Below are 23,727 nucleotides of genomic sequence, written 5' to 3'. Positions count from 1 at the left end.
GTTCCCTCAGAGCTGGTAGGCCAGCTCCGCGATGTGGTGGTCGGCCAGCTCGTCGACCGGCGCCCAGGCCTCGTAGACGCCGCGCTCGTAGCAGCGCGCCCCGGTGGCGCCGAGCGCCTCGGCGTCCGGGCGGAGCAGCCGCAGCCGGGCCCACGAGTCGTCCCGCTGCAGCACCCAGCACGGCACCCCGCGCCACAGCGCCTGCTCGGCCCGCCGGCTCAGGCTCTGCACCGGGTAGCGCGCGGCCCGGGTCAGCGCCCGCACCCGGAACTCGCCGGGCGGGTCGGCGACCGCCTCGTACTCCTTGCCGTCGATCGTGCCGACCAGCCGGGCGGTGCCGGCGGCGGTGCACGGCACGTACTCCCGGTCCGGGCTCACCCCGGGCAGCTCGCCCAGCAGCCCGCGCCAGCGCGGCCCGGCCAGCCGCAGCCAGCCGTGCTGCTCCGGCTGGTAGGTGTAGAGCACCACCTCGTCGCCGCCCGGCCCGTACGCCAGCAGCTGGGCGTTGGCCGGCAGCGGCAGGTCGGCGAACCCGGCCGTGACGAACTCCGGGATCAGGTCGTCGGTGCTCGGGGTGAACCCGGTGCCGAGCACCATCGCGCCGATCCGGGAGTGCGCCGGCAGCGCGGCCAGCCCGGGCTGGGCCGGTCCGGCCGGCAGCTCGTAGTCGCTCGGGTCGGTGGCCCGCCAGCGCAGCGCGAACGCCACCCGGCCGTCGGTGGCGCCGTCGGTGCGCAGCAGGGCCAGCCGCTCCGGGTCGGTCAGATGCGCGATGTCGCAGGCGCGGTAGCAGAACCCGTACGGCAGCCAGCCGCCGAGATGGCCGGCGACCTGGGCCGGCGACAGGATCTTGGTCATCCGGGTGCCGCGCCGCACGGCCGCGGTCTCCCGGATCCGGCGCAGCGTGGCATCGTCCCGGTGCACCGCGGACTGGCTCATCGCCTGCACCTGCTGCCAGGTCAACTCGCGGCGCAACGGTGCCATCAGGGGTGGGTCGAGCGGGTCGGCGCCCAGCTCGCTGTCCTCACCGATCACGGTCACCGGCGGAACTTAAGTGACGATGGTGGATACCGGATGAACGTGCGGTTACCGGGACATGCGCCGTGCAGAATGTCTCACATGCCTTCCACGCCCCCCGCGTCGCCCAGTCCATCACAGAAACGCCGGGACAAGGCCGCGCGCCGGGCGGGTGAGTTCCCGCCCGCCCCGGAGCCGCTCGCGGTCCCGGTCTTCGACAGCCACACCCACCTCGACCTGACCGTGCAGGAGGCCGGGGTGCCCGGCGGCGCCGAGGGCGTCGCCGACCCGGTGCAGGCGCTGATCGCCGCCGCCGCCAAGAACGGCGTCGACCGGCTGGTCCAGGTCGGCGTCGACGTGGACTCCTCGCGCTGGGGAGCCGAGCTGGCCGAGCGCACCGACGCGGTGCTCGCCGCGGTCGCCCTGCACCCGAACGAGGCGCCCCGCCTGGCCGACCTGGACGAGGCGCTGCGCGAGATCGACGCGCTGGCCGCCCGGCCGCGGGTGCGCGGCATCGGCGAGACCGGGATGGACACCTTCCGGACCGGGGACGACGGCCGGGCCGCGCAGGAGGAGAGCTTCCGGGCGCACATCCAGATCGCCAAGCGGCACGGCAAGGCGCTGATCATCCATGACCGGGACGCGCACCAGGACGTGCTGCGCGTCCTGGACTCGGAGGGCGCCCCGGACACCGTGGTGCTGCACTGCTTCTCCGGTGACGCCGAGTTCGCCGCCGAGTGCGTGCGCCGGGGGTACCACCTGAGCTTCGCCGGGACGGTCACCTTCGCCAGCGCCGGGAACCTGCGCGCGGCGGCCGCGATCACCCCGCCCGAGCTGATGATGGTGGAGACCGACGCGCCCTATCTCACGCCCGCCCCGCACCGGGGGCGGCCGAACGCCTCCTACCTGATCCCGATCACCGTGCGGGCCCTCGCCGCGGCCGGCGGCACCGACCTCGACGAGCTCTGCGCCCGCATCTCGGCGAACGGCGAGCGGGTCTTCGGCGCCTGGAAGTGACTGCCCGCCCGGGTGGCGGAGTAGTCGGCCGCCTAGGCTGCTCCCATGGCTGACGCACTTCTCGGCCCGGCGGAGATCCGGGAACTCGCCGCGCGTCTCGGCGTCGCGCCGACCAAGAAGCTCGGCCAGAACTTCCTGCACGACCCGAACACGATCCGCCGGATCGTGGCCGCGGCCGGGCTGCGCCCGGACGACGTCGCGCTGGAGGTCGGCCCCGGGCTCGGCTCGCTCACCCTGGGCCTGGCCGGCGCGGTCCGGCACGTGCACGCCGTGGAGATCGACCCGGTGCTGGCCGCCGCGCTGCCCGGCACGGTCACCGCGGCGCACCTCACCGTGCACCCGGCCGACGCGCTCAAGGTCAGCGGCGACCGGTTCGACCCGGCGCCCACCATGCTGGTCGCCAACCTGCCGTACAACGTGGCCGTCCCGGTCGTGCTGCACCTGCTCGCCGAGCTGCCGACGCTGCGCGGCGGCCTGGTGATGGTGCAGAAGGAGGTCGCTGACCGGCTCACCGCCGGTCCCGGCTCCAAGGTGTACGGCGTCCCGTCGGTCAAGCTCGCCTGGTACGCCGAGGCCAAGCCGGCCGGCAAGGTCCCGCCCGCGGTGTTCTGGCCGGTGCCCAACGTGGACTCCGGCCTGGTCGCCTTCACCCGGCGGGAGCCGCCGGCCGGGGCGGTCCGCCGGGACGTCTTCGCGGTGGTGGACGCGGCCTTCGCGCAGCGGCGCAAGACGTTGCGGGCGGCGCTGGCCGGCTGGGCCGGCGGACCCGGGAAGGCGGAACAGGTCTTGCTGGCGGCCGGGGTGAGCCCGCAGGCCAGGGGAGAATCGCTGACCGTGGGCGAGTTCGCCGCGATCGCCGCGGCGGCGAAAACGTCGGAGTCCGGCGGTAAGCTCAGCGCGTCCGGCGCACAGCCCGAGGAGGTGGACTCGTGACCGCCACCGCCGAGCGCGTGCACATTCATGCTCATGACCTGGTGGCGGCCCGTTCCGGGCCGGCCGGTGACGCCGATGGGGTGATGCGGTTGAGGAAGCCGTTTGAGGTCGAGCCGCTGATCCTGGACATCGCTCCGTGACCGAGGCGTGGGGTCCGGACGACGACGAGCCCCGGCCGCACAGTGGCCCGGTCCGGGTCCGCGTGCCGGCCAAGATCAACCTGCACCTCGGGGTCGGGCCGCTGCGGCCGGACGGCTACCACGAGCTGAACACGGTCTATCACGCGATCAGCCTGTTCGACGAGATCACCGCCCGGCACGGTGACACCCTCACGCTCACCATGGAGGGCGAGGGCACCGGCGAGCTGGCGCTGGACGAGACCAACCTGATCATCCGGGCCGCCCGGGCGCTGGCCGCCCAGGCGCGCGTCCCGGCGTACGCGAGGTTGCACCTGCGCAAGTCGATCCCGCTGGCCGGCGGCCTGGCCGGGGGCAGCGCCGACGCGGCCGCCACGCTGATCGCCTGCGATCTGCTCTGGGGTCTCGGCATGTCCCGGGACGACCTCGCCGAGGTGGGCGCCCAGCTCGGCTCGGACGTGCCGTTCCTGCTGCACGGCGGCACCGCGCTGGGCACCGGGCACGGCGAGACGGTCAGCCCGATCCTGGCCCGCCCGACCATCTGGCACTGGGTGGTCGCGGTCGCCGACGGCGGCCTGTCCACCCCGGCGGTCTACCGCGAGCTGGACGCGCTGCGCGACGGCTCCTGGCCGCCACCGGCGCTGGGCAGTGCCGACCAGCTGATGGCGGCGCTGCGCCAGCGCGACCCGGCGGTGCTCGCCGCCGCCCTCGGCAACGACCTGCAGGCGGCCGCCCTCGCGCTCCGCCCGCAGCTCGCCGACGTGCTGAAAGCCGGCGCGGAGGCCGGGTCGCTGGCCGGGCTGGTCTCCGGCTCCGGCCCGACCTGCGTCTTCCTGGCCGCCGACGCGGCGCACGCGCAGCGGATCGCCGACGGGCTCACCGAGGCGGGGGTCTGCCGGGCGGCGGTCACCGCGCGCGGCCCGCAGCCCGGAGCGCGGGTAATCTAGGACCATCGTGGCCAACATCATCAACCTGGACCGGGTCAACAAGGGCTATGGCGCCGCCGGTCAGCTGCTCACCGACGTCTCGCTCGGGCTGGACGACGACGCCCGCGTCGGCATCGTCGGCCTCAACGGGGCCGGCAAGTCCACCCTCCTGCGCATGCTGGCGAAAATCGAGGAGCCGGACTCGGGGCGCGTGACGCACCGCCGTGACCTGCGGGTCGCCACCCTTCCGCAGGCGCTCAACCTCGCCGCCGACGCCACCGTGCGCGACGTCGTGCTGGGCACCGCCTGGCTCGCCGAGGGCATGGGCGCCGAGCACGAGTGGGCCGGTGACGCCGGCGTGCGCACCATCCTCGACGGCCTCGGCATGGGCCATCTCGGGCTGGACAGCCCGGTCGGCCCGATGTCCGGTGGCGAGCGCCGCCGGGTCGCGCTGGCCGCCCTGCTGGTCCGCGAGAGCGACCTGCTGATCCTCGACGAGCCCACCAACCATCTGGACGTGGCCGGCGTCGACTGGCTGGCCAAGCACCTGCTCACCCGCAAGGGCGCGCTCGCCGTGGTCACCCACGACCGCTGGTTCCTGGACGCGGTCTGCACCATGACCTGGGAGGTCGTGGACGAGCAGGTGCACACCTACGAGGGTGGGTACGCCGCCTGGATCCTGGCCCGCGCCGAGCGCCAGCGGGTCGCCGCCGCCGTCGAGGCCCGCCGGCAGAACCTGCTCCGCAAGGAGATCGCCTGGCTGCGCCGCGGCCCGCCGGCCCGGACGTCGAAGCCGAAATTCCGGATCGACGCGGCCAACGAGCTGATCGCCGACGTGCCGCCGGTCCGGGACACGGTCAGCCTGCAGCGGCTGGCCACCACCCGGCTCGGCAAGCAGGTCTACGACCTGGAGCAGGTCACCCTCAACGCCGGGCCCAAGCCGATCTTCCGGGACCTGACCTTCCAGGTCGGCCCGGGCGACCGGATCGCCGTCCTGGGCGCCAACGGGGCCGGCAAGACCACCCTGCTGCGGATGCTGGCCGGGGTCACCAAGCCGGACGGCGGCCGGCTGGTCACCGGCTCCACCGTGCGCCCGGCCTTCCTCTCCCAGGAGCTCAAGGAGCTGCCCGGGCACCTGCGCCTGCTGGAGGCCGTCGAGGAGGTGGCCAAGCGGGTCCAGCTCGGCGACCGGGAGCTCTCGGCCGGCCAGCTGGCCGAGGTGTTCGGGTTCACCGACAAGCGGATCTGGACGCCGGTCAGCGACCTGTCCGGTGGTGAGCGCCGCCGGCTGCAGATGCTGCGCCTGCTCGCCACCGAGCCGAACGTGTTGCTGCTCGACGAGCCGACCAACGACCTGGACACCGACACCCTGGCGTCGCTGGAGGATCTGCTCGACTCCTGGCCGGGCACGATGATCGTGGCCAGTCACGACCGGTACCTGGTCGAGCGGGTCACCGACCAGGTCTACGCGATGTTCGGCGACGGGCGGCTCGTCCACCTGCCCGGTGGCATCGACGAGTACCTTTCGCGGATCCACGGGGCGGCTCCGGCCGTACCGGGAAATGTGGCGCCGCAAGCGGCCGCGGCCGCGACCGGGCTCTCCTCCGGTGAGCTCCGCCAGGCGAAAAAAGATCTCGCCCGGATGGAGCGCCAGCTGGACAAGCTCACCGAGAAGGAAGCCAGGATCAACGAGAGCCTCGCCGAACACGGCAGCGACTACGACAAAATCGTAGAGCTGGAAGCCCAGCTCAAGGCCGTCCGCCAGGAGCGGGAAGAGGTGGAGATGGCCTGGCTGGAACTGGCCGAGCAGGTGCCCGGAAACTGATCCGGGGGGTGTACCTGCGCCGCTTGTCGCGGATACGCGAGAATCGGGACGACAACACCTGACCTTGGAGACGGACAGCATGGCGCATATTCCGGTCAACCACCCCCTTCGGCCGATGTACCGCTTGGCCGGTTTTGTCGCCGGCGCGTACCTGGTGGTCTTCGGCGTCCTCGGCCTGATCGCCACCGCGAGCGACGGCTTCCTCGGCGAGCCCGCCGACCGCGTGCTCGGCCAGGGCGTGAACCTGCTGGGTTCGATCGTCTCGCTGGTCGCCGGCGGCCTGGTCCTGCTCGGCACCGCGGTCGGCCGCAACGTCGACGTGCAGGTCGACAAGCTGGTCGGCTGGGGCCTGCTGGTGGTGGGCAGCTACGCGCTGGCCACCATCCGCACCGACGCGAACTTCTTCGGGTACAGCATCTCGACCGTGGTGGTGACCTACCTGGTCGGTCTGCTGCTGATCACGATCAGCCTTTACAGCAAGGTGGCCGCCCCCGAGAAGGCCGGCGCGCCGCGCCAGGTCCGTGAGGGCCGCCCCGCCTGAGAGCTGCCGGTTCCGATGCGATGACCGCCGCCTGCGCGGCGGTCATCGCTTCTTCCGGGTGATCAGTTCGGGTCGCGCCTCCAGGTGCGACAGGCCGTTCCAGGCCAGGTTCACCAGGTGGGCGGCGACCATCTCCTTCCGTGGCTTGCGGGCCTCCCGCCACCACTGGCCGACCAGCGCGACCATCCCGACCAGCGCCTGCGAGTAGAGCTCGGCGAATTTCGGGTCCAGGCCGCGGCGGGTGAACTCGGCGCCCAGGATGTGCTCGACCTGGTGCGCCACGTCGTTCATCACGCTGGAGAAGGTGCCGGCCGGGGCGAGCACCGGCGCCTGCCGCGCGGTCAGCACCTGGAAGCCGTGCGGCTCCTCCTCGATGTAGTCCAGCAGCGCCAGCGCGGCCTGTTCCAGCAGCTCGCGCGGATGACCGGCGGTGAGCGCCGCGGTGATCCGGTCCAGCAGGGCGCGCACCTCCCGGTCGACGACCACGGCGTAGAGCCCTTCCTTGCCGCCGAAGTGCTCGTAGATCACCGGTTTCGACACCTTGGCCCGGGCCGCGACCTCCTCGACCGTGGTGCCGTCGAAGCCACGCTCGGCGAAGAGCTGACGCCCGATCGCGATCAGCTGCTCGCGGCGCTGCGCCCCGGACATCCGTTGCCGGCGCTTGATCTCCTCGGTCACCACGCCATCCTGTCAGGGTTCACTCGTCGGGCATCGTCCGCTTTCTCGGAGAGCGGCGAGGTTCGCTAGGCTGTGCTCAGCAACATTCGGCCGTGGTGTAATTGGCAACACTCTAGGTTTTGGTCCTAGCTTTCCGGGTTCGAGTCCTGGCGGCCGAGCAACTTCTGTGGTATGAGCCCTGTGACCTGCGGCTCATCGGGCGAGCCGCGCCGAGATCCGCGCGGCCGCCGACAACATGCCACTGCGAACGATGGAGTTGCCGCGTGAGCCAGGCCCCCAGCCGTACCGTTGTCGTCCTCGCCGCGGGGGAGGGCAAGCGGATGAAGTCCGCGACGCCCAAGGTCCTGCAGCCGCTGCTCGGGCGCACCCTGCTCGGCCACGTGCTGGCCGTCTCCGCCGCGATCAAGACCGACCGCACCCTGGTGGTGGTCGGGCACAAGGCCGACCAGGTCGGCGCGTTCCTGGCCGAGGCCGCGCCGGCCGCCACCCCGGTGCTGCAGGCCGAGCAGAACGGCACCGGCCACGCGGTGCGCATCGCGCTGGACGCCGCCCCCGAGCTGACCGGCACCGTGGTGGTGCTCAGCGGCGACGTGCCGCTGTTGCGGCCGGAGACGGTCGAGGCGCTGCTGGCCACCCACGAGCGCACCGGCGCGGCGGCGACCGTGCTGAGCGCCGAGGTGGAGGCGCCGGCCGGGCTGGGCCGGATCGTCCGGGACGCGGCCGGGAACCTGGAGCGGATCGTCGAGGCGAAGGACGCGTCGCCGGCCGAGCTGGCGATCAAGGAGATCAACTCGGGGATCTACGCGTTCGACGCCGCCCTGCTGCGCGAGGCGCTGGGCAAGCTGTCCACCGACAACGCGCAGGGCGAGGAGTACCTGACCGACGTCTTCGGCATCCTGGCCGGCCAGGGGCACCCGGTCGCGATCGAGGTGGCCGAGTTCGCGTACGAGACGCTCGGCTGCAACGACCGTGCCGAGCTGTCCCACCTGCGGGTGCTGATGCGCGACCGGGTGAACGACGCCTGGATGCGCGCCGGCGTGCTGCTGCTCGACCCGGCGACCACCTGGATCGACGTGACCGCCACCCTGGAGCCGGACGCCGTGGTGGACCAGAACTGCCAGATCCTCGGCACTTCGTCGGTGGCCACCGGCGCCGTGGTCGGCCCGGACTCCACTCTGGTCGACACCGTGGTGGCCGAGGGCGCGACGGTGCTGCGGACCCACGCGATCGGCGCCGAGATCGGCCCGGACGCCTCGGTCGGCCCGTTCTCCTACCTGCGGCCGGGCACCCGGCTGGCCCGCAAGGCGAAGGTCGGCGGGTTCGTCGAGACCAAGAACGCGGTGCTCGGCGAGGGCGCCAAGGTGCCGCACCTGTCCTACGTGGGCGATGCCGAGATCGGCGCGAAGGCGAACATCGGCGCCGGCACCATCTTCGCCAACTACGACGGGGTGCGGAAGAGCCGGACCGTGGTCGGCGAGGCGGCGTTCGTCGGGTCCGACTCGGTGCTGATCGCGCCGGTGGAGATCGGCCCGGGCGCCTACGTCGCGGCCGGTTCCGCGGTGGTGAAGGACGTCCCGGCCGGCAACCTCGGGGTGACCCGCGCGCAGCAGCGCAACATCGAGGGCTGGGTGGCGATGAAACGGGCCGGCACGGTGTCCGCCGAGGCCGCCGAGCGGGCCCGGGATATCACCCCTGATCAGGACTAATCCAGCGGGGGTGAGGCATCCCACGTAGTGCCCTGGAAACATGGCGGTTACGTGTCCGGCAGGGATACTTCACGGGAACCCCACCCCCTAATCCACGGGAGCAGCGATCCGATGGGCAGCATCGTCGCGGAGAACCGTAAGAGTCTGATGCTCTTTTCCGGCCAGGGCTTCCCGGAGCTGGCCGAGGAGATCGGTCAGGTGCTCGGCGTGGCGCCGACGCCGTCGGACTCCTACGAGTTCGCCAACGGTGAACTTTTCGTTCGGTTCAAGGAGTCGGTGCGCGGCTCGGACGCCTTCGTGGTGCAGTCGGTCACCGAGGGGGTGAACCGCTGGGTGATGGAAACCCTCATCATGATCGACGCGCTGAAGCGTGGCTCGGCCAAGCGGATCACCGTGGTGCTGCCGTTCTATCCGTACTCGCGGCAGGACAAGAAGCACCGCGGCCGGGAGCCGATCTCGGCCCGGCTGATCGCCGACCTGCTGAAGACCGCGGGCGCCAACCGGATCCTCACGGTCGACCTGCACACCGCGCAGATCCAGGGCTTCTTCGACGGCCCGGTGGACCACCTGTTCGCGATGGACATCCTCGCGGAGTACGTGGAGAAGAAGTTCGCCGGCCGGCCGATGACCGTGGTGGCGCCGGACTCCGGCCGGGTCCGGGTGGCCGAGCGCTGGACCGACCGGCTGGGCGGCTGCCCGCTGGCCTTCATCCACAAGACCCGCGACCCGCTGAAGCCGAACCAGGTGGTGGCGAACCGGGTGGTGGGCGAGGTCGAGGGCCGGGTCTGCCTGATCGTGGACGACATGATCGACACCGGCGGCACGATCGCCAAGGCCGCCGACATCCTCTTCGACGAGGGCGCCGCGGACGTGATCGTGGCCTCCACCCACGCGCTGCTCTCCGACCCGGCCACCGAGCGGTTGAAGAACAGCCGGATCTCCGAGCTCGTGGTGACGAACACGTTGCCGCTGGCCCCGGAGAAGCGGCTCGACAAGATCACGGTGTTGTCCATCGCGCCGCTGCTGGCGCGGGCGATCCGTGAGGTGTTCGACGACGGTTCCGTGACCACGCTGTTCGGTGGCCTGAGCTAGTTCACGAGGGGTGAGAGCGCCCGTCCGCCGGTTCGCCCGGTGGCGGGCGCTCTCCGTGTGTTTTCAGGTTTCTCCCCGCACGTACCGGACCCGCTGATTTCTGCGGGTTCGGAGCAGGTAAGCTAGTGCGGTTGCCACGGCGAGGGTGCCCCGCGGTCTGCTGAGGTTCGCAGTCCGCTCGAGGCTCCGTGATCGACGCGGTGCTCCGGGCCTGTGCCCAGCGCGCCCCCTTGCCCGGCAGCGCCGGCGTCGGCTCTGAGCCGTCGCAGATCACCACTGAAGCACTGCCGGAATACCGCAGCCGCAGACTTAGACGCAGCCCGCATCGAAGAGTTTCAGGAGTTTCCCCGTGTCCGAGGTAAAGATCAGCGCCGAGCCCCGCACCGAGTTCGGCAAGGGTGGTGCCCGCCGCACGCGCCGGGCTGGCCTGGTGCCCGCCGTGCTGTACGGCCACGGCGAGGCGCCGCAGCACATCGCGCTCCCGGCCCGTGAGTTCGCCGCTGCCATCCGGCACGGCGGTCTGAACCAGATTTTCACCATCGACATCGCCGGCAACGCGGCCGCCACCCTGGCCCTGCCGAAGGCGATCCAGCGTGACCCGATCAAGGACACCTACGAGCACGTCGACCTGCTGATCGTGAAGCGGGGCGAGAAGGTCCAGGTGGACATCCCGGTCAGCCTGACCGGTGAGGCCGCGAAGAACACCCTGATCGTGCACGAGTCGAACACCGTCGCGGTGGTCGCCGAGGCGCTGCACCTGCCGGCCGAGCTGGAGCTGCCGATCGACGGCCTGGAGGCCGGCACCCAGCTGACCGCCGGTGACGTGAAGCTGCCGCAGGGCGTGGAGCTCGCGGTCGACGCGGACACCGTGCTGGCGATCATCAACGCCGCGCAGAGCGTCCAGACCGCCGAGGAGGACGCCGCTGACGCGGAGGCCGCCGAGGCGGCCGCGGCGGAGTAATTCCGGCGCTCGCGCGCGTCGAGTCAACGCGGTAGACCAGTCATCAGGGAAAGTGCCGACCGGCACTTTCCCTGATGTGTATTCCGGAGAGGTTTGCAGGGTGAGTGACGTCGAGTCGCCGTGGCTGGTGGTGGGCCTGGGTAACCCGGGCCGGGAGTACGCCGGCAACCGGCACAACGTGGGCTTCATGGTGGCCGACCTGCTGGCGTCCCGGCTGGGGACGAAGCTGGGCCGGGCGAAGCGCGCGCAGGCCGAGGCCGGTGAGGGCAGGCTGGGGTTCGGCGGGCCCAAGCTGGTGCTGGTGAAGCCGCTGACCTACATGAACCTGTCCGGCGCCCCGGTGGTGTCGCTGGCGCAGTTCTTCAAAGTGCCCGTGGCTCATGTGATCGCGGTGCATGATGAGCTGGATGTGCCGTTCGGTCAGGTTCGGGCGAAGCTCGGCGGCGGTGAGGGTGGCCACAACGGGCTGCGTTCGATGTCGAAGTCGCTGGGCAGCAAGGACTACGCGCGGGTGCGGTTCGGCATCGGGCGGCCTCCGGGGCGGCAGGATCCGGCGGACTACGTGCTCTCCGACTTCTCCTCGGCGGAGCGCAAGGAGCTGGACTTCCTGGTGGACCGGGCGGCCGACGTGGTGGAGGCGATCGTGCTCGAGGGTGTCGAGTGGGCGCAGAACAAATACCACGGAAGCTGATGGTTCGGGCCGGAACGCCGTGACCTATTGGGTCGATTTGTCCGCCTAGTCATACCGTGACGGCTCCGCCGTCCGTCCGTTGGTCACCACAGGCGCCCGCTTTCCGGCGCGCCGCCGACGTGACGGGGGGTTCGTGGGATGTCGCAGGACGTGTCCGAAAGCCGGGCGGACGCGTTGACTGGTCCCACCCTCGATCTGCCCACCATCCGGACCGAGCCGCCGGTCAATCAGGGCCCGCAGCACCCGCCGCTGCGGCACGCCTCCGGGCGCAACGCGCGGATCCCGGCGCCGCTCGGCCCGTCGGTGCCGGACCCCGCCGGGCGGGCGCACAACCAGGCCATGGACCGGCACTGGTCGCAGCGACGCAACCGGTCGTCGGCCACCCGGTCGTTCATCCGGCCGCGAGGCCGGCACGCCGCCCTGTCCCGGCGGCAGCGCTGGGAACGGCGCTACGTCCGCTCCCTGGTGCTGGCCGACCTGACCGCCGGCGTCGGCGCCGGGGTGGCCGGCTACCACCGGTCCTATCTGCTGCTCTCCGCGCTGCTCCCGGTGGTGCTGCTGGCCGTGCTCGCGGTCTCCCGCGCCTACGAGCGCCGCTACCTCTTCGTCGGCACGGACGAGTACCAGCGGGTGATCCGTGGCGGGGTCGGGCTGATCGCCGGGGTGGCGCTGCTGTCGTACGCCTTGAATCTCGATCTGGCCCGGTCCTATGTGCTGGCCGCGCTGCCGGCCGCGGTCGCCGCGGTCCTGGTGCTGCGATTCGCGCTGCGCAAGCGGCTGCACCTGGCCCGGGCCCGGGGCGAGGCGCTGCGCCGGGTGATCGTGGTCGGTCATGAGCTGTCGGTGATCGGGATCACCCGGCAGCTGCGCCGCGAGCGCTATCACGGGCTCGAGGTGGTCGGCGCCTGCCTGCCGCCGGGCGCCGACGGGCTGGAGGTCGGCCTGCCGGTCTACGGCACCTTCGAGGACGTGGCGGCCGCGGTCGAGCAGGCCGACGCGGACACCGTGGTGGTGCTGAGCTGCCCGGAGCTGGACGGAGCGGCGGTGCGCCGGCTGGCCTGGCGGCTGGAACGCGACGAGGTGGACCTGGTGGTGGCCAGCGCGCTGGTCGACGTCGCCGGGGCACGCACCACGATCCGGCCGTTCGACGGGCTGCCCATGCTGCACGTCGAGCATCCCCGGCTGCACGGCGGATCGCGCCTGGTGAAGGACGTGGTCGACCGGGTCGGCGCGCTCCTGCTGCTGATCCTGTTCGCCCCGCTGCTGCTCGGGGTGGCGCTCTGGGTGCGACTCACGTCACGCGGACCGGTACTCTTTCGCCAGGTGCGTGTGGGACGCGATGGGCAGATGTTCCGGATTTTCAAGTTCCGCAGCATGTACCTGGATGCCGAGGCCCGGCTCGCCGAGCTGCGGCATCTGAACGAGCACGACGGTGTGCTCTTCAAGATCCGCGACGACCCGCGGGTGACCCCGGTCGGTCGGTGGTTGCGCCGGTTCTCGCTGGACGAGCTCCCGCAGCTGCTGAACGTGCTGTCCGGGCAGATGTCGCTGGTCGGACCGCGGCCGCCGTTGCCGACGGAGGTTGCCGCCTACGCCGACGACGTGCGGCGCCGGTTGGCTGTCAAACCGGGGATGACCGGGTTGTGGCAGGTGTCCGGCAGGTCAGACCTCTCCTGGGAGGAAGCGGTCCGTCTCGACCTGCGTTATGTCGAGAACTGGTCGCTCAGTTTGGATCTGGTGATCCTGCTGAGGACGATGACTGCAGTGGTGCGCTCGTCAGGGGCGTATTGACGGTCGGCTGGACGAAGGAGCAGACGAATGGGCGAGCAGACGAAGGCGTCCGCACGCGTGGCCGGGCCCCGGGACGGTGCCGAGGGCGGCGCCCCACCCGTCATCGACGCCGCGTTCGCTCGTTGGCTCGCCGAGCGGGCCGGCCAGGAGCTGCTGCGGGTCCGCGCCGAGCTGGGCCATGCGGACGGCAAGGCGCTCAAGGCGGCCGGCGACAAGGCCGCGCACGACCTGCTGCGGGCCGAGCTGGCCCGCTGGCGCCCGGCCGACGCGGTGCTGTCCGAGGAGGACGAGCACGCCCGGGTCGCGTGGCGTGACGGCGAGCCGGGCATGGTCCGGCCGGACCGGCTGAGCGCCTCCCGGGTCTGGATCGTCGACCCGCTGGACGGCACCCGGGAGTACTCGGAGGAGGGCCGTACCGACTGGGCGGTGCACGTGGCGCTCTGGACCGCCGACGCCTGCAAGTCGGATGCCTCGTGCCTCTCCGCCGGCGCGGTCGCGATGCCGGCCCGGCACCGCACCATCGCCACCGACAACCCGCCGGCCTACCCGCCGATGCCGCTCGAGTCGGCCACCGGTGGCGCGATCCGGATCGCCGCCAGCCGCACCCGCCCGCCGGCCTTCGTCACCGCGCTCGCCGAGGAGCTGGGCGCCGAGCTGGTGCCGATGGGCTCGGCCGGGGTGAAGATCGCCGCGGTGATCAGCGGCGAGGCGGACGCCTACGTGCACGCCGGCGGGCAGTACGAGTGGGACTCGGCGGCGCCGGTCGCTGTGGCGTTGGCCACGGGATTGCACGCGTCACGCATCGACGGCACGCCGCTGAGTTATAACCAGGCCGATCCGAAGTTGCCTGACCTGGTCGTCTGTCGCAAAGATCTCGCTCCTCGGTTGCTTGCTGCGATCAGCAAGCATCTTCCGCCACAATGACGATCCGGCCGCGGCCGTGGAAAATCGCAGAATGAGCTGGGGTTTGAACTGATGAGCCAGACGAAGGACTATCGCGTCTCGCATCTGGATGCTCTCGAAGCGGAGAGCATCTTCGTCATGCGGGAGGTCATGGCCGAGTTCGAGCGCCCCGTGCTGCTCTTCTCCGGCGGCAAGGACTCGATCGTCATGCTCCGCCTCGCGGAGAAGGCGTTCGCCCCCGGGCGCATCCCGTTCCCGGTGATGCACGTCGACACCGGGCACAACTTCCCCGAGGTCCTCGAATACCGGGACCGCCGGGTCGCCGCCCTCGGGCTGAACCTGGTGATCGCCAGCGTGCAGGAGGCGATCGACACCGGCCTGGTCCGCGAGCTGCCGGACGGCACCCGCAACCGGATCCAGACCCCGGTGCTGCTCAACGCGGTGGAGAAATACCGGTTCGACGCCCTCTTCGGCGGCGCCCGCCGCGACGAGGAGAAGGCGCGGGCCAAGGAGCGGATGTTCAGCTTCCGCGACGAGTTCGGCCAGTGGGACCCGAAGAACCAGCGTCCCGAGCTCTGGGCGCTCTACAACGGCCGGCACCACCCGGGCGAGTCGATCCGGGTGTTCCCGCTGTCCAACTGGACCGAGCTGGACGTCTGGCACTACATCGCCAAGGAGCAGATCCCGCTGCCGAGCATCTACTACGCCCACGACCGCGAGGTGGTCGAGCGGGACGGGATGTTCTACGCGGTCAACGAGTTCATCCGGCTGCGCGACGGCGAGACCTCGCAGGTCCGCCAGGTGCGCTACCGCACCGTCGGCGACGCGTCGCAGACCGCGGCGGTGCTCTCCGACGCCGACACCGTGGACAAGGTGATCGACGAGGTGGCCGCCACCCGGATCACCGAGCGGGGCGCGACCCGCGGCGACGACAAGGTCAGCGAGGCCGCGATGGAAGACCGTAAGCGAGAGGGTTACTTCTGATGAGCCAGGCGATTCTCGAGCCTGAGGCCGGCGCCGCCCGCACCATGGACCTGCTCCGCTTCGCCACCGCGGGCAGCGTCGACGACGGCAAGTCCACGCTCATCGGGCGGTTGCTCTACGACACCAAGACGATCTTCGCGGATCAGCTCGAGGCGGTCGAGGCGGCCAGCGCGTCCCGCGGCGACGAGTACACCAACCTGGCACTGCTCACCGACGGCCTGCGTGCCGAGCGGGAGCAGGGCATCACGATCGACGTGGCGTACCGGTACTTCGCCACGCCCAAGCGCAAGTTCATCATCGCGGACACGCCCGGGCACATCCAGTACACCCGGAACATGGTCACCGGCGCCTCCACCGCCGACCTGGCGCTGATCCTGGTCGACGCCCGCAAGGGCCTGGTCGAGCAGTCCCGCCGGCACGCGTTCCTGACCAGCCTGCTGCGGGTCCCGCACCTGGTGCTCTGCATCAACAAGATGGACCTGGTCGACTGGGACAAGGAGGTGTACGACCGGATCGCCGACGAGTTCACCTCGTTCGCGGCCAAGCTCGACGCCCCCGACCTGACGATCATCCCGATCTCCGCGCTCAACGGCGACAACATCGCCTCCCGCTCGGACAAGAGCCCGTGGTACGAGGGCCCGTCCCTGCTGCACCACCTGGAGCACGTGCACATCGCCAGCGACCGCAACCTGGTCGACGTCCGCTTCCCGGTGCAGTACGTGATCCGTCCGCAGTCGACCACGGTCACCGACTACCGGGGTTACGCCGGTCAGGTCGCCTCCGGCGTGCTCAAGCCCGGCGACGACGTGATGGTCCTGCCGTCCGGCCTGACCAGCAAGATCGCGTCGATCGACACCGCCGACGGCCCGGTCGACGAGGCGTTCCCGCCGATGTCGGTGACGGTCCGGCTGACCGACGAGATCGACATCTCGCGCGGCGACATGATCTGCCGGCCGCACAACGCCCCGACCCCCGCGCAGGACATCGAGGCGATGGTCTGCTGGATGGACGAGACCGCCCCGCTCCGGGTCGGCGGCAAGTACACGATCAAGCACACCACCCGGACCGCCCGGACCGTGGTCCGCGGCCTGCAGTACCGGCTGGACGTGAACACGCTGCACCGCGACGAGTCGGCCCAGGCGCTGGCGCTCAACGAGATCGGCCGGGTCCGGCTGCGCACCACGGTGCCGCTGCTCGCCGACGAGTACCGGCGCAACCGCACCACCGGCGGCTTCATCCTGATCGACGAGGCGACCAACCGTACGGTCGCCGCCGGCATGATCATCGAGGCGTCCTAGCGTCACCTCAGGCGGCGGTCCGGCGCTCCCGGACCGTCGCCCACACCACTTTCCCGCTCGGGGTCGGCACCGCACCCCACAGCTCGGCCGTCTCGTGCACGGTCTGCAGGCCGCGGCCCCGCTCGTCCAGCGGCATCCCCTTGCGCGGCCGGGCCGGGCGCAGCATTCGCGGCATCCGCGGATCGCCGTCACCGACCGACAGGTGCAGCCCGGCGCCGCGCCGGGTCACCACCACCCGGATCTCCGTGCCGGCGTGCTCGACCGCGTTCGTCACCAGCTCGGACATCACCAGCCGGCTGCGGTGCAGCAGCCCGGTCAGACCCCAGCCCAGGCAGGCGTCACTGACCAGGTTCCGGGCCAGGCTCGGCGCGTCGGTGTCCGGCCGGAGCGTGACCACCAGCCGCTCGGCGTCCGGGATCCGGCCGGCGACGGCCACCCGGGCCTGCCGCACCTTCGCGTAGACCGGCAGGAACCGCCCGGCGCCCAGACCCTGCATCCGGTCGGCCAGCGGCAGGTCCGGCGGCACGCAGAGGGCCAGGTGCACCGGCGGTTGCAGGCCGGCCGCCACGGTCCGGGCCGTGGTCCAGGTCGGCACGCTCTCGCTGCGCGGGTCGCGCAGCCGGCTCAGGTCGACGATCAGCGCGTCCGGATGCTCGGTGAAGCAGCGGCGCAGCGAGACCGACGTGTTCTGCCGGAGCCGGTCGTCCCAGGGCCCGCGAACCGTGAGCAGCGAGACGGCAGCGTCGGCGGCGATGTCGACGCGGACGGAGACACCTTGCTCGGTGTCATCGTGAAGATACGGTGGGCTGACCCCCATGCCCACACCATAACCGCCGGTCGGCCGGGGTCCCCCTGGTCTCGCTCCTGCGGGTGATCGGGCGAAAGGCCAGGTGGGGGAGGCCCGAATGGCTCGGCCGGATGCGCCGGCGGGCCCTCGTCCCGTCGATCCGGCGCTGCTCAGCGGGGTTGTCGCCCGCTCTTGGCCGCAGTCGCCCGGGGTCGTCCGCTCGGGTCGCCCCGGCTCCCGCACCCGGCCGTTCCGGTATCGCTCAGCCGGGTCCGCGCGTGGGCGGGCGGCTCGGCTGCGTCGCCTCCGCTCAGCCGAGCCGCCGCGGTCAGTCCGTGCCCAGCCGGGCCATCCCGGTCCAGCCTTTGCTCAACCGTGCCGCGGTCAAGCCGGGCCGCTTCGGTCCAGCCTTTGCTCAACCGTGCCGCGGTCAAGCCGGGCCGCTTCGGTTCAGCCTTTGCTCAACCGGGTCGCCCGGTCAGTCCCTGCTCAGCCGGGCCGTCCCGGTCCAGCCTCTGCTCAAGCGGGCCGAGCCGATCCGGCGTGCACTGTTCACGTCGGCGGGTCGCCCTGCCGGTCGTTCAGTTTTTGTCGTCGCGCCGCTGCTCGGAGACCTCTTCGATCGCCTCGGTGATCGCCCCGGTGAGGTCGCCGGAGGGCACCGCGATCCGCTCGCCCTCACCCTCCGCCAGATGCGGCACCTGGTGCGGCTCGGGCAGGCTCGGCTCGCCGGAGAAGCCGAACTCGTTCGGCTCGTTCTCTTCGTCACGCGCGGTGGGCTCAGTCGTCATGCCTGAGCCATACCCGATCAACCCCAAGATCAAAATCTTGATGTGCGCACGTCCGCCGGGGTGCGGATCGCATGCTCCCGGCACCCCTCTGTCAAGGGGTTGGTGTGAGGGGTGTTTTAGGGTGGTGGTTGGCGGGTCCGGGTTGTGACTTTTCCGAAGTGTCGATCTTGGGGTTTGGGTCGGCCGCGCTGGAGTTCAGAGTCGCCCCCGTGTGTCCTCCCGGACCCGTCGCTGTCTGTTGTGCCGTGTGGTCGTCTTTGATCATTTGGCGGTAGACGGTGTCGGACAGGCGTCGTTTCAACGCTCGCATGGCTTCCATCGCGGTTTTGCCTTCGGCGCGTTTGCGCTGGTAGTAGGCGCGGCCGGGGGTGTCGAAGCGGAGCTGGGTGATGGCCATGATGTGCAGGACCCGGTTGATGCGCCGGTTCCCGGCCCGGTTGAGCCGGTGATGATGGTTGTCGCCGGAGGACACGTCGATGGGGGCGGTGCCGTTCCAGGTGGCGAAGTGCCCGCGGGTCGGGAAGCGGCTGATGTCGCCGATGTCGCCGAGCAGGCGGGCGGCGCCGGAGGGGCCGATGCCGTTGAGGCTGGTCAGCTGGGTGCCGGTGGCGGCCAGCACGGTCTTCAGCTGCCGGTTGGCTGCTTTGATCTTGGTGTCCAGGGTGGTGAGCTCGTCGGCCAGGTCGCCGGCCAGCTGATAGCGGGTGGCGGTGACGATGTCGCCGGCCGGGACGCTGACGCGTTCGAGCAGGGTGCGGGCCTGGTCGGTGGTCAGGTTCTTCTTCGCGCCGCCGGGGATCAGTTCGAGCAGTAGCTGGTGCAGCCGGTTGATGGTCTCGGTGCGGGTGGCGCCGAGCTGGTCGCGGCGGTCGGCCAGCAGCCGCAGCGCGACGGTGGCGCCGTCGGCGTGAACGCGGCGCAGGCCCGGGGTGCGCAGGGCGGTCACCGCGATGTGGTGCGCGTCGTGACCGTCGGTTTTACGGCCGTGCCCGGTGTCAAAGTTGCGGGCTTTCGCGGCGAGTTTCGCCGGGACGTCCAGCACGGTTTCGCCGTCGGCGACCAGCCGCTGGGCCAGGTGCCGGCCGATGCCGTTACAGCCCTCGACCGCCCACACCCGGCCGGCGTGACGGCGGCCGGCGGCGAGCATCTGCTGGTAGCCACCGGTGTCGGTGCCGTACCTGCCACGGGCCAGCACCTGTTCACGCTCGTTGATGATCTCGATCGTCGCGGACCGCTTGTGCGGATCGACTCCAATGATCAGCTGACCCATGTACCCGTTGACCTTCCCGTCGTCGCGGCAGAACCACACCAGCGGGAGGGCAACGCTACTTACAGCTGGGCAAACCCCTCTTCAGCCACTCCGCGCCACGGTGACCGGCAGGGTCCAAGCCGGGAGAGAGCCACACCCCGCCATATGAGTGGGCAGCGCGGGCCTGAGCACCCTACCGATCACCTCGACCAAGCCTGGCCGGGCCGCGGTCGTACACCAAATTCTCTTTAAGTAGCGCGGGCCGAGGGCGGCGATCTGGCCGCTGCGCGTCCAAAGCGATCGCCACCCTCTTCATTGTCCGCGGTCGGTCACCGAACGTCATTGCCCGTGCCCCGTCGCATCGCCGGTCCCCGGTCGCCGAACGTCATCGCCGGTCTCCGGTCGCCGAACAGGAAACCCACAGTGCGCCGTTGTCCACAGCCCACCCACAGGCCGCCCCACTTGTCCGCCACACTGTTCAGCGGGGGCTCCCCCAGGGAAGGGCGGGGTCCGCGATCTTTCGTTTGTGCTGGTGACAGGGTGCGCGCCGGTTCGGCTGGGCCGTCGTGCGCGACTGGACGGCCGGGTGGAGCCCGGCCGCCAGCACTTCCGAGGGACGGCCGGGTAGTGTCCGGCCGCGCAGCAGCGCCGACGGGCGGCCGGATGGTGTCCGGCCGCGCAGCAGCGCCGACGGGCGGCCGGATGGTGGGCGGCCGCGCAGCAACGCCGACGGGCGGCCAGATGGTGGGCGGCCGCGCAGCAGCGCCGACGGGCGGCCGGATGGTGTCCGGCCGGCCGCCTCAGCAACTCGGAGGGGTGGCCGGGTGGTGCCGGTTGCCCCAGGAGCCTCGTGGAGTGGCCGGACGGTGTCCGGCCACCCCAGCAACTTGGAGGGGTGGCCGGGTGGTGCCGGTTGCCTCGGCAGCTTCGTGGGGTGGCCGGGTGGTGCCGGTCGCCTCAGTAGCTTCGTGGGGTGGCCGGGTGGTGCCGGCCGCCTCAGCAACTTCGTGGGGTGGCGGGATACTGCCGGCCGCCCAGGAAGCTTCGAAAAGCGGCCGGGGCGGCCGCGTGTGGATCAGGGGAGTTTGGTGGCGCCGGGGCCGGCTACCGCGACCCAGCTCGTCGGGGCGGTGAAGCCGTGGTCGGCGTAGGCGGCGGCGACCGCGGCGGCGGTCTCCTCGGCTCGGCCGGCGTCGATCAGGGCCAGGACGCAGCCGCCGAAGCCGCCGCCGGTCATCCGGGCTCCGTGGGCGCCGGCGGCCAGGGCCGCCTCCACGGCCACGTCGACCTGGGCCACGGTGATCTCGAAGTCGTCGCGCATCGAGGTGTGGGAGGCGGTCAGCAGCGGGCCGATCTCGCGGACCCGGCCGGCGCGCAGCAGCGCCACCGTGTCCAGTACCCGCTGGTTCTCGGTGACGATGTGCCGGGTGCGTTTGCGTAGCACCTCGTCGCCGAGCCGGTCCAGGGCGGCGGGCAGCTCGGGGACGCCGACGTCGCGCAGCGCGGGCACGCCCAGGACGGCGGCGGACTCCTCGCAGCTCTTGCGGCGGGCGCCGTACTCGCCGTCGACGTGCTGATGCGGGGCGTTGCTGTTGATCACCAGGATGGCCAGGCCGGCGGCGGCCAGGTCGAACGGGATCTGCTCGATGGCGTACGACCGGCAGTCCAGGAACAGCGCCCGGCCGGCCTCGCAGCGGATCGACGCGGACTGGTCGAGGATGCCGGTGGGCGCGCCGACGTAGAGGTTCTCGGCGCGCTGGGCGATCGCCGGGCGCCGCTCCAGCGGCACGTCCAGCCCGCCCAGGTCGGCCAGCGCGGTGAGCACCGCCGATTCGAGCGCGGCCGACGACGACAGGCCGGAGCCGAGCGGCACGTCCGAGGCGATCGCGATGCGCGCGGCGGGCGGCTCGAAGCCGGCCTCGCGCAGCGCCCACACCACCCCGGCCACGTAGGCCCCCCAGCCGGTCACCTCGCCGGGCGCGGTCTCCGGGCCGAAGGTCACCGGCTCGGGCGCCAGCGTGGAGCAGATCGAGAAGACGCCGTCCGGGGCCGGGCCGGCCGCCGCGACGGTGCGCTGCGGCAGCGCGAAGGGCAGCACGAAGCCGTCGTTGTAGTCGGTGTGCTCGCCGATCAGGTTGACCCGGCCGGGGGCGGCCCACAATCCGGCGGGGTCCGCGCCGTACGCCTCGGTGAAGGCCTTGACGGCCTCGTCGCGAATGCTCATGCCACGTGCTTCCGGTAGAAGGTCCAAGCGTCACCGATCATCGCCTGCAGGGTGTTCTTCCGGGGTACCCAGCCCAGCTCGGCGCAGGCCCGGTCGGAGGAGGCCACCAGGGTGGCCGGGTCGCCGTCCCGGCGCGGGGCGATCTCCACCGGGATGGCGGCGCCGGTCACCTCGCGGGCCGCCTCGACGACCTGCCGGTTGGAGAAGCCGTTCCCGTTGCCCAGGTTGTAGATCTTGTGCGCGCCGGGGGTGGCCGCCTCCAGCGCCAGCAGGTGCGCCCGGGCCAGGTCCTCGACGTGGATGTAGTCGCGCACGCAGGTGCCGTCGCCGGTCGGGTAGTCGTCGCCGAACAGTTGCAGCTTGTCCCGCTTGCCGGCGGCCACCTGCAGGGTGATCGGGATCAGGTGGGTCTCCGGGTCGTGCCGCTCGCCGATCTCGTGCCCGCCGGCGATGTACGCCCCGGCCACGTTGAAGTAGCGCAGCGAGACGGCGGCCAGCCGGTGCGCGAACGTCTCCGAGGTCAGGGCCAGGTCGAAGGCCAGCTTGGTGGACCCGTAGGTGCTGGTCGGGGCCTTGGCGGCGGTCTCGCTGATCGGGATCTCGACCGGGTTGCCGTAGACCGCGGCGGTGGACGAGAAGATCACCCGGGGCACCTGGGCGGCGCGGACCGCGTCCAGCAGGGCGAGCGACTTCACCACGTTCTCGTGCCAGTACAGCTCGGGCCTGGCCATCGACTCGCCGGCCGCGATCAGCCCGGCGAAGTGCAGCACCGCGTCGAAGCCGGCCGCCCGCGTGAGCACCCGGCCGGCGTCGGCGATGTCCGCCTCGACGAAGGTGGCGTCCGGGGCGACCGCCTCGCGGAACCCGGTCCGCAGGCTGTCCAGCACCACGACCTCGTGGCCGGCGTCGAGCAGCAGCCGGCTGGTCACGCTGCCGACGTAACCGGCGCCGCCGGTGACGAGCAATTTCACGGCTCAGGGACCTTTCTGAAAGGTGCGGGTGTCCTGGTGTTCTTCTGCCGCGGGCAAGCTTCGCGGACGCGATCTTAGAATCGTCCAGAAACGCTCATAAGTCAACAGGTTCGAACATGACGCGAGGGTGGTGAGGGGGTTCGCGGGATCCGGGCCGGGACTGACACAATGACCCCCATGTCCGACGTTGCCCGCCGCCCGCGAGTGCTCTCCGGCATCCAGCCGACCGCCGACTCCTTCCACCTCGGCAACTACCTCGGCGCGGTGCGCAACTGGGTCGCGATGCAGGAGACCCACGACGCGTTCTACATGGTGGTCGATCTGCACGCGATCACCATGGGGCACGACCCGGCGACGCTCCGTAACCGTACCCGGATCTCGGTGGCCCAGCTGCTCGCGCTCGGGCTCGACCCGGAGCGGTGCACCCTCTTCGTCCAGTCGCACGTGCCGGAGCACGCCCAGCTCGGCTGGGTGCTCAGCTGCATCACCGGGTTCGGCGAGGCCGGCCGGATGGTCCAGTTCAAGGACAAGTCGGCCAAGGCCGGGCAGGACAGCACCAGCGTCGGCCTGTTCACCTACCCGATCCTGCAGGCCGCGGACATCCTGCTCTACCAGGCCGACCAGGTCCCGGTCGGCGAGGACCAGCGGCAGCACCTGGAGCTGACCCGGGACCTGGCGCAGCGGTTCAACACCCGGTTCGGCCAGACCTTCACGATGCCGTCGGCGTTCATCGTCAAGGACACCGCGAAGATCACCGACCTGCAGGACCCGACGATCAAGATGTCCAAGTCGGCCTCCTCGCCGAACGGGATCATCGAGCTGCTGGAGGACCCGGCCCGCTCGGCCAAGAAGATCAAGTCGGCGGTCACCGACACCGGCCGCGAGATCCTGTACGACGAGGTGAACAAGCCCGGCATCAGCAACCTGCTGACCATGTACGCGGCGCTCACCACCCGCACCATCGACGACCTGCTCGAGCAGTACGACGGCCGCGGCTACGGCGACCTGAAGAAGGACCTGGCCGAGGTGCTGGTCGAGTTCGTCAAGCCGATCCAGGAGAAGACCAAGGCGTACCTGGACGACAAGGCGCAGCTGGACAAGCTGCTGGCGATCGGCGCGGAGAAGGCTCGCGCGGTGTCCGCCCGCACGCTCGCCAAGACGTACCAGAACGTGGGTTTCCTCAGCCCCGCCCGCGGGGCCTGACC

At 71.4% G+C, this 23,727-nt stretch carries 22 protein-coding genes and 1 tRNA gene; 16 read left to right on the top strand and 7 right to left on the bottom strand.

Annotation, left to right across the window (positions count from 1 at the left end):
• Nucleotides 1-6: 6 nt before the first annotated feature.
• Nucleotides 7-1,041 (bottom strand): hypothetical protein, encoded by a 1,035-nt coding sequence (locus BJY16_RS04930; protein WP_185037930.1) that lies wholly within the window; start codon nucleotides 1,039-1,041, stop codon nucleotides 7-9.
• Nucleotides 1,042-1,110: 69 nt separating this feature from the next.
• Here BJY16_RS04930 and BJY16_RS04925 point away from each other — a divergent pair, with 69 nt between their 5' ends.
• The 6 genes from BJY16_RS04925 to BJY16_RS04900 all read left to right on the top strand — a co-directional run bounded on the left by BJY16_RS04925 (nucleotide 1,111) and on the right by BJY16_RS04900 (nucleotide 6,396).
• The gene (locus tag BJY16_RS04925) at nucleotides 1,111-2,034 is read left to right on the top strand and encodes a TatD family hydrolase (protein WP_185037929.1); all 924 of its coding nucleotides are present in this window, start codon (nucleotides 1,111-1,113) and stop codon (nucleotides 2,032-2,034) included.
• A gap of 45 nt (nucleotides 2,035-2,079) precedes the next feature.
• A complete protein-coding gene (rsmA, locus tag BJY16_RS04920) occupies nucleotides 2,080-2,967 on the top strand; it encodes a 16S rRNA (adenine(1518)-N(6)/adenine(1519)-N(6))-dimethyltransferase RsmA (RefSeq protein ID WP_185037928.1) in 888 nt (295 codons plus the stop codon).
• Entirely contained in the window at nucleotides 2,964-3,107 is a 144-nt protein-coding gene (locus tag BJY16_RS04915; RefSeq protein ID WP_185037927.1) for a hypothetical protein, read from the top strand. Before rsmA ends, BJY16_RS04915 begins: the two co-directional genes overlap by 4 nt.
• Nucleotides 3,104-4,051 carry a 4-(cytidine 5'-diphospho)-2-C-methyl-D-erythritol kinase gene (locus BJY16_RS04910; RefSeq protein ID WP_185037926.1) on the top strand — a complete coding sequence of 316 codons (948 nt, stop codon included), beginning with the start codon at nucleotides 3,104-3,106 and terminating at the stop codon, nucleotides 4,049-4,051. The genes BJY16_RS04915 and BJY16_RS04910 overlap by 4 nt, the downstream gene beginning before the upstream one ends.
• A 7-nt stretch (nucleotides 4,052-4,058) precedes the next feature.
• Nucleotides 4,059-5,855 (top strand): ABC-F family ATP-binding cassette domain-containing protein, encoded by a 1,797-nt coding sequence (locus BJY16_RS04905; protein WP_185037925.1) that lies wholly within the window; start codon nucleotides 4,059-4,061, stop codon nucleotides 5,853-5,855.
• A gap of 79 nt (nucleotides 5,856-5,934) precedes the next feature.
• Nucleotides 5,935-6,396, top strand: coding sequence for a DUF4383 domain-containing protein (locus BJY16_RS04900; protein ID WP_185037924.1), 462 nt, complete (start codon nucleotides 5,935-5,937; stop codon nucleotides 6,394-6,396).
• A 42-nt stretch (nucleotides 6,397-6,438) separates the two neighbouring features.
• Here the strand turns inward: BJY16_RS04900 and BJY16_RS04895 are convergent, their stop codons facing one another.
• On the bottom strand, nucleotides 6,439-7,044 hold the full coding sequence (locus BJY16_RS04895) for a TetR/AcrR family transcriptional regulator (RefSeq protein WP_185046271.1): 606 nt from the start codon (nucleotides 7,042-7,044) through the stop codon (nucleotides 6,439-6,441).
• Nucleotides 7,045-7,160: 116 nt separating this feature from the next.
• On the opposite strand from BJY16_RS04895, the gene BJY16_RS04890 reads away from it, so the two are divergent.
• The 9 genes from BJY16_RS04890 (at nucleotide 7,161) to cysN (ending at nucleotide 16,500) form a co-directional block, all read left to right on the top strand.
• Nucleotides 7,161-7,232: transfer RNA gene (locus tag BJY16_RS04890), tRNA-Gln, on the top strand.
• A gap of 105 nt (nucleotides 7,233-7,337) precedes the next feature.
• Nucleotides 7,338-8,780 carry a bifunctional UDP-N-acetylglucosamine diphosphorylase/glucosamine-1-phosphate N-acetyltransferase GlmU gene (gene glmU / locus BJY16_RS04885; RefSeq protein WP_185037923.1) on the top strand — a complete coding sequence of 481 codons (1,443 nt, stop codon included), beginning with the start codon at nucleotides 7,338-7,340 and terminating at the stop codon, nucleotides 8,778-8,780.
• A gap of 111 nt (nucleotides 8,781-8,891) precedes the next feature.
• A complete protein-coding gene (locus BJY16_RS04880; protein ID WP_185037922.1) occupies nucleotides 8,892-9,872 on the top strand; it encodes a ribose-phosphate diphosphokinase in 981 nt (326 codons plus the stop codon).
• A gap of 349 nt (nucleotides 9,873-10,221) precedes the next feature.
• Nucleotides 10,222-10,833, top strand: coding sequence for a 50S ribosomal protein L25/general stress protein Ctc (locus tag BJY16_RS04875; RefSeq protein ID WP_185037921.1), 612 nt, complete (start codon nucleotides 10,222-10,224; stop codon nucleotides 10,831-10,833).
• Nucleotides 10,834-10,933: 100 nt separating this feature from the next.
• The gene (gene pth, locus BJY16_RS04870) at nucleotides 10,934-11,524 is read left to right on the top strand and encodes an aminoacyl-tRNA hydrolase (RefSeq protein ID WP_185037920.1); all 591 of its coding nucleotides are present in this window, start codon (nucleotides 10,934-10,936) and stop codon (nucleotides 11,522-11,524) included.
• A gap of 138 nt (nucleotides 11,525-11,662) precedes the next feature.
• Complete coding sequence (locus tag BJY16_RS04865; protein ID WP_185037919.1) at nucleotides 11,663-13,315, top strand: sugar transferase; 1,653 nt, start codon at nucleotides 11,663-11,665, stop codon at nucleotides 13,313-13,315.
• Nucleotides 13,316-13,342: 27 nt separating this feature from the next.
• Nucleotides 13,343-14,239, top strand: a complete 897-nt coding sequence (locus BJY16_RS04860) for a 3'(2'),5'-bisphosphate nucleotidase CysQ (RefSeq protein ID WP_185037918.1) — start codon at nucleotides 13,343-13,345, stop codon at nucleotides 14,237-14,239.
• Between the two features lie 51 nt (nucleotides 14,240-14,290).
• Nucleotides 14,291-15,202, top strand: coding sequence for a sulfate adenylyltransferase subunit CysD (gene cysD / locus BJY16_RS04855; RefSeq protein WP_185037917.1), 912 nt, complete (start codon nucleotides 14,291-14,293; stop codon nucleotides 15,200-15,202).
• The gene (cysN, locus tag BJY16_RS04850) at nucleotides 15,202-16,500 is read left to right on the top strand and encodes a sulfate adenylyltransferase subunit CysN (RefSeq protein ID WP_185037916.1); all 1,299 of its coding nucleotides are present in this window, start codon (nucleotides 15,202-15,204) and stop codon (nucleotides 16,498-16,500) included. Before cysD ends, cysN begins: the two co-directional genes overlap by 1 nt.
• 7 nt (nucleotides 16,501-16,507) lie before the next feature.
• Here the strand turns inward: cysN and BJY16_RS04845 are convergent, their stop codons facing one another.
• The 5 genes from BJY16_RS04845 to galE all read right to left on the bottom strand — a co-directional run bounded on the left by BJY16_RS04845 (nucleotide 16,508) and on the right by galE (nucleotide 22,522).
• Nucleotides 16,508-17,317, bottom strand: a complete 810-nt coding sequence (locus BJY16_RS04845; protein ID WP_185037915.1) for an ATP-binding protein — start codon at nucleotides 17,315-17,317, stop codon at nucleotides 16,508-16,510.
• Nucleotides 17,318-17,868: 551 nt separating this feature from the next.
• Complete coding sequence (locus BJY16_RS04840) at nucleotides 17,869-18,078, bottom strand: hypothetical protein (RefSeq protein ID WP_185037914.1); 210 nt, start codon at nucleotides 18,076-18,078, stop codon at nucleotides 17,869-17,871.
• A gap of 91 nt (nucleotides 18,079-18,169) precedes the next feature.
• Nucleotides 18,170-19,387 carry an IS110 family RNA-guided transposase gene (locus tag BJY16_RS04835; RefSeq protein ID WP_311775284.1) on the bottom strand — a complete coding sequence of 406 codons (1,218 nt, stop codon included), beginning with the start codon at nucleotides 19,385-19,387 and terminating at the stop codon, nucleotides 18,170-18,172.
• A gap of 1,015 nt (nucleotides 19,388-20,402) precedes the next feature.
• Nucleotides 20,403-21,551: a galactokinase gene (gene galK, locus BJY16_RS04830; RefSeq protein WP_185037913.1), complete on the bottom strand. Its 1,149-nt coding sequence runs from the start codon at nucleotides 21,549-21,551 to the stop codon at nucleotides 20,403-20,405.
• On the bottom strand, nucleotides 21,548-22,522 hold the full coding sequence (gene galE / locus BJY16_RS04825) for a UDP-glucose 4-epimerase GalE (protein WP_185037912.1): 975 nt from the start codon (nucleotides 22,520-22,522) through the stop codon (nucleotides 21,548-21,550). Before galE ends, galK begins: the two co-directional genes overlap by 4 nt.
• 177 nt (nucleotides 22,523-22,699) lie before the next feature.
• Here galE and trpS point away from each other — a divergent pair, with 177 nt between their 5' ends.
• Complete coding sequence (trpS, locus tag BJY16_RS04820; protein ID WP_185037911.1) at nucleotides 22,700-23,725, top strand: tryptophan--tRNA ligase; 1,026 nt, start codon at nucleotides 22,700-22,702, stop codon at nucleotides 23,723-23,725.
• Nucleotides 23,726-23,727: the final 2 nt, after the last annotated feature.

Source organism: Actinoplanes octamycinicus (assembly GCF_014205225.1).
GTDB lineage: Bacteria > Actinomycetota > Actinomycetes > Mycobacteriales > Micromonosporaceae > Actinoplanes > Actinoplanes octamycinicus.
This window is presented reverse-complemented; position numbering and strand designations above follow the sequence as displayed.

Excerpts from the sequence above, each read along its gene's own strand:
- BJY16_RS04865 (WP_185037919.1), top strand. The coding sequence starts at position 11,663 with ATGTCGCAGGACGTGTCCGAAAGCCGGGCGGACGCGTTGACTGGTCCC.
- BJY16_RS04900 (WP_185037924.1), top strand. The coding sequence starts at position 5,935 with ATGGCGCATATTCCGGTCAACCACCCCCTTCGGCCGATGTACCGCTTG.
- BJY16_RS04895 (WP_185046271.1), bottom strand. The coding sequence starts at position 7,044 with ATGTCCGGGGCGCAGCGCCGCGAGCAGCTGATCGCGATCGGGCGTCAG.
- galK (WP_185037913.1), bottom strand. The coding sequence starts at position 21,551 with ATGAGCATTCGCGACGAGGCCGTCAAGGCCTTCACCGAGGCGTACGGC.
- cysN (WP_185037916.1), top strand. The coding sequence starts at position 15,202 with ATGAGCCAGGCGATTCTCGAGCCTGAGGCCGGCGCCGCCCGCACCATG.
- BJY16_RS04845 (WP_185037915.1), bottom strand. The coding sequence starts at position 17,317 with ATGGGGGTCAGCCCACCGTATCTTCACGATGACACCGAGCAAGGTGTC.
- rsmA (WP_185037928.1), top strand. The coding sequence starts at position 2,080 with ATGGCTGACGCACTTCTCGGCCCGGCGGAGATCCGGGAACTCGCCGCG.
- BJY16_RS04880 (WP_185037922.1), top strand. The coding sequence starts at position 8,892 with ATGGGCAGCATCGTCGCGGAGAACCGTAAGAGTCTGATGCTCTTTTCC.
- BJY16_RS04860 (WP_185037918.1), top strand. The coding sequence starts at position 13,343 with ATGGGCGAGCAGACGAAGGCGTCCGCACGCGTGGCCGGGCCCCGGGAC.
- BJY16_RS04925 (WP_185037929.1), top strand. The coding sequence starts at position 1,111 with ATGTCTCACATGCCTTCCACGCCCCCCGCGTCGCCCAGTCCATCACAG.
- BJY16_RS04840 (WP_185037914.1), bottom strand. The coding sequence starts at position 18,078 with ATGACGACTGAGCCCACCGCGCGTGACGAAGAGAACGAGCCGAACGAG.
- cysD (WP_185037917.1), top strand. The coding sequence starts at position 14,291 with ATGAGCCAGACGAAGGACTATCGCGTCTCGCATCTGGATGCTCTCGAA.
- trpS (WP_185037911.1), top strand. The coding sequence starts at position 22,700 with ATGTCCGACGTTGCCCGCCGCCCGCGAGTGCTCTCCGGCATCCAGCCG.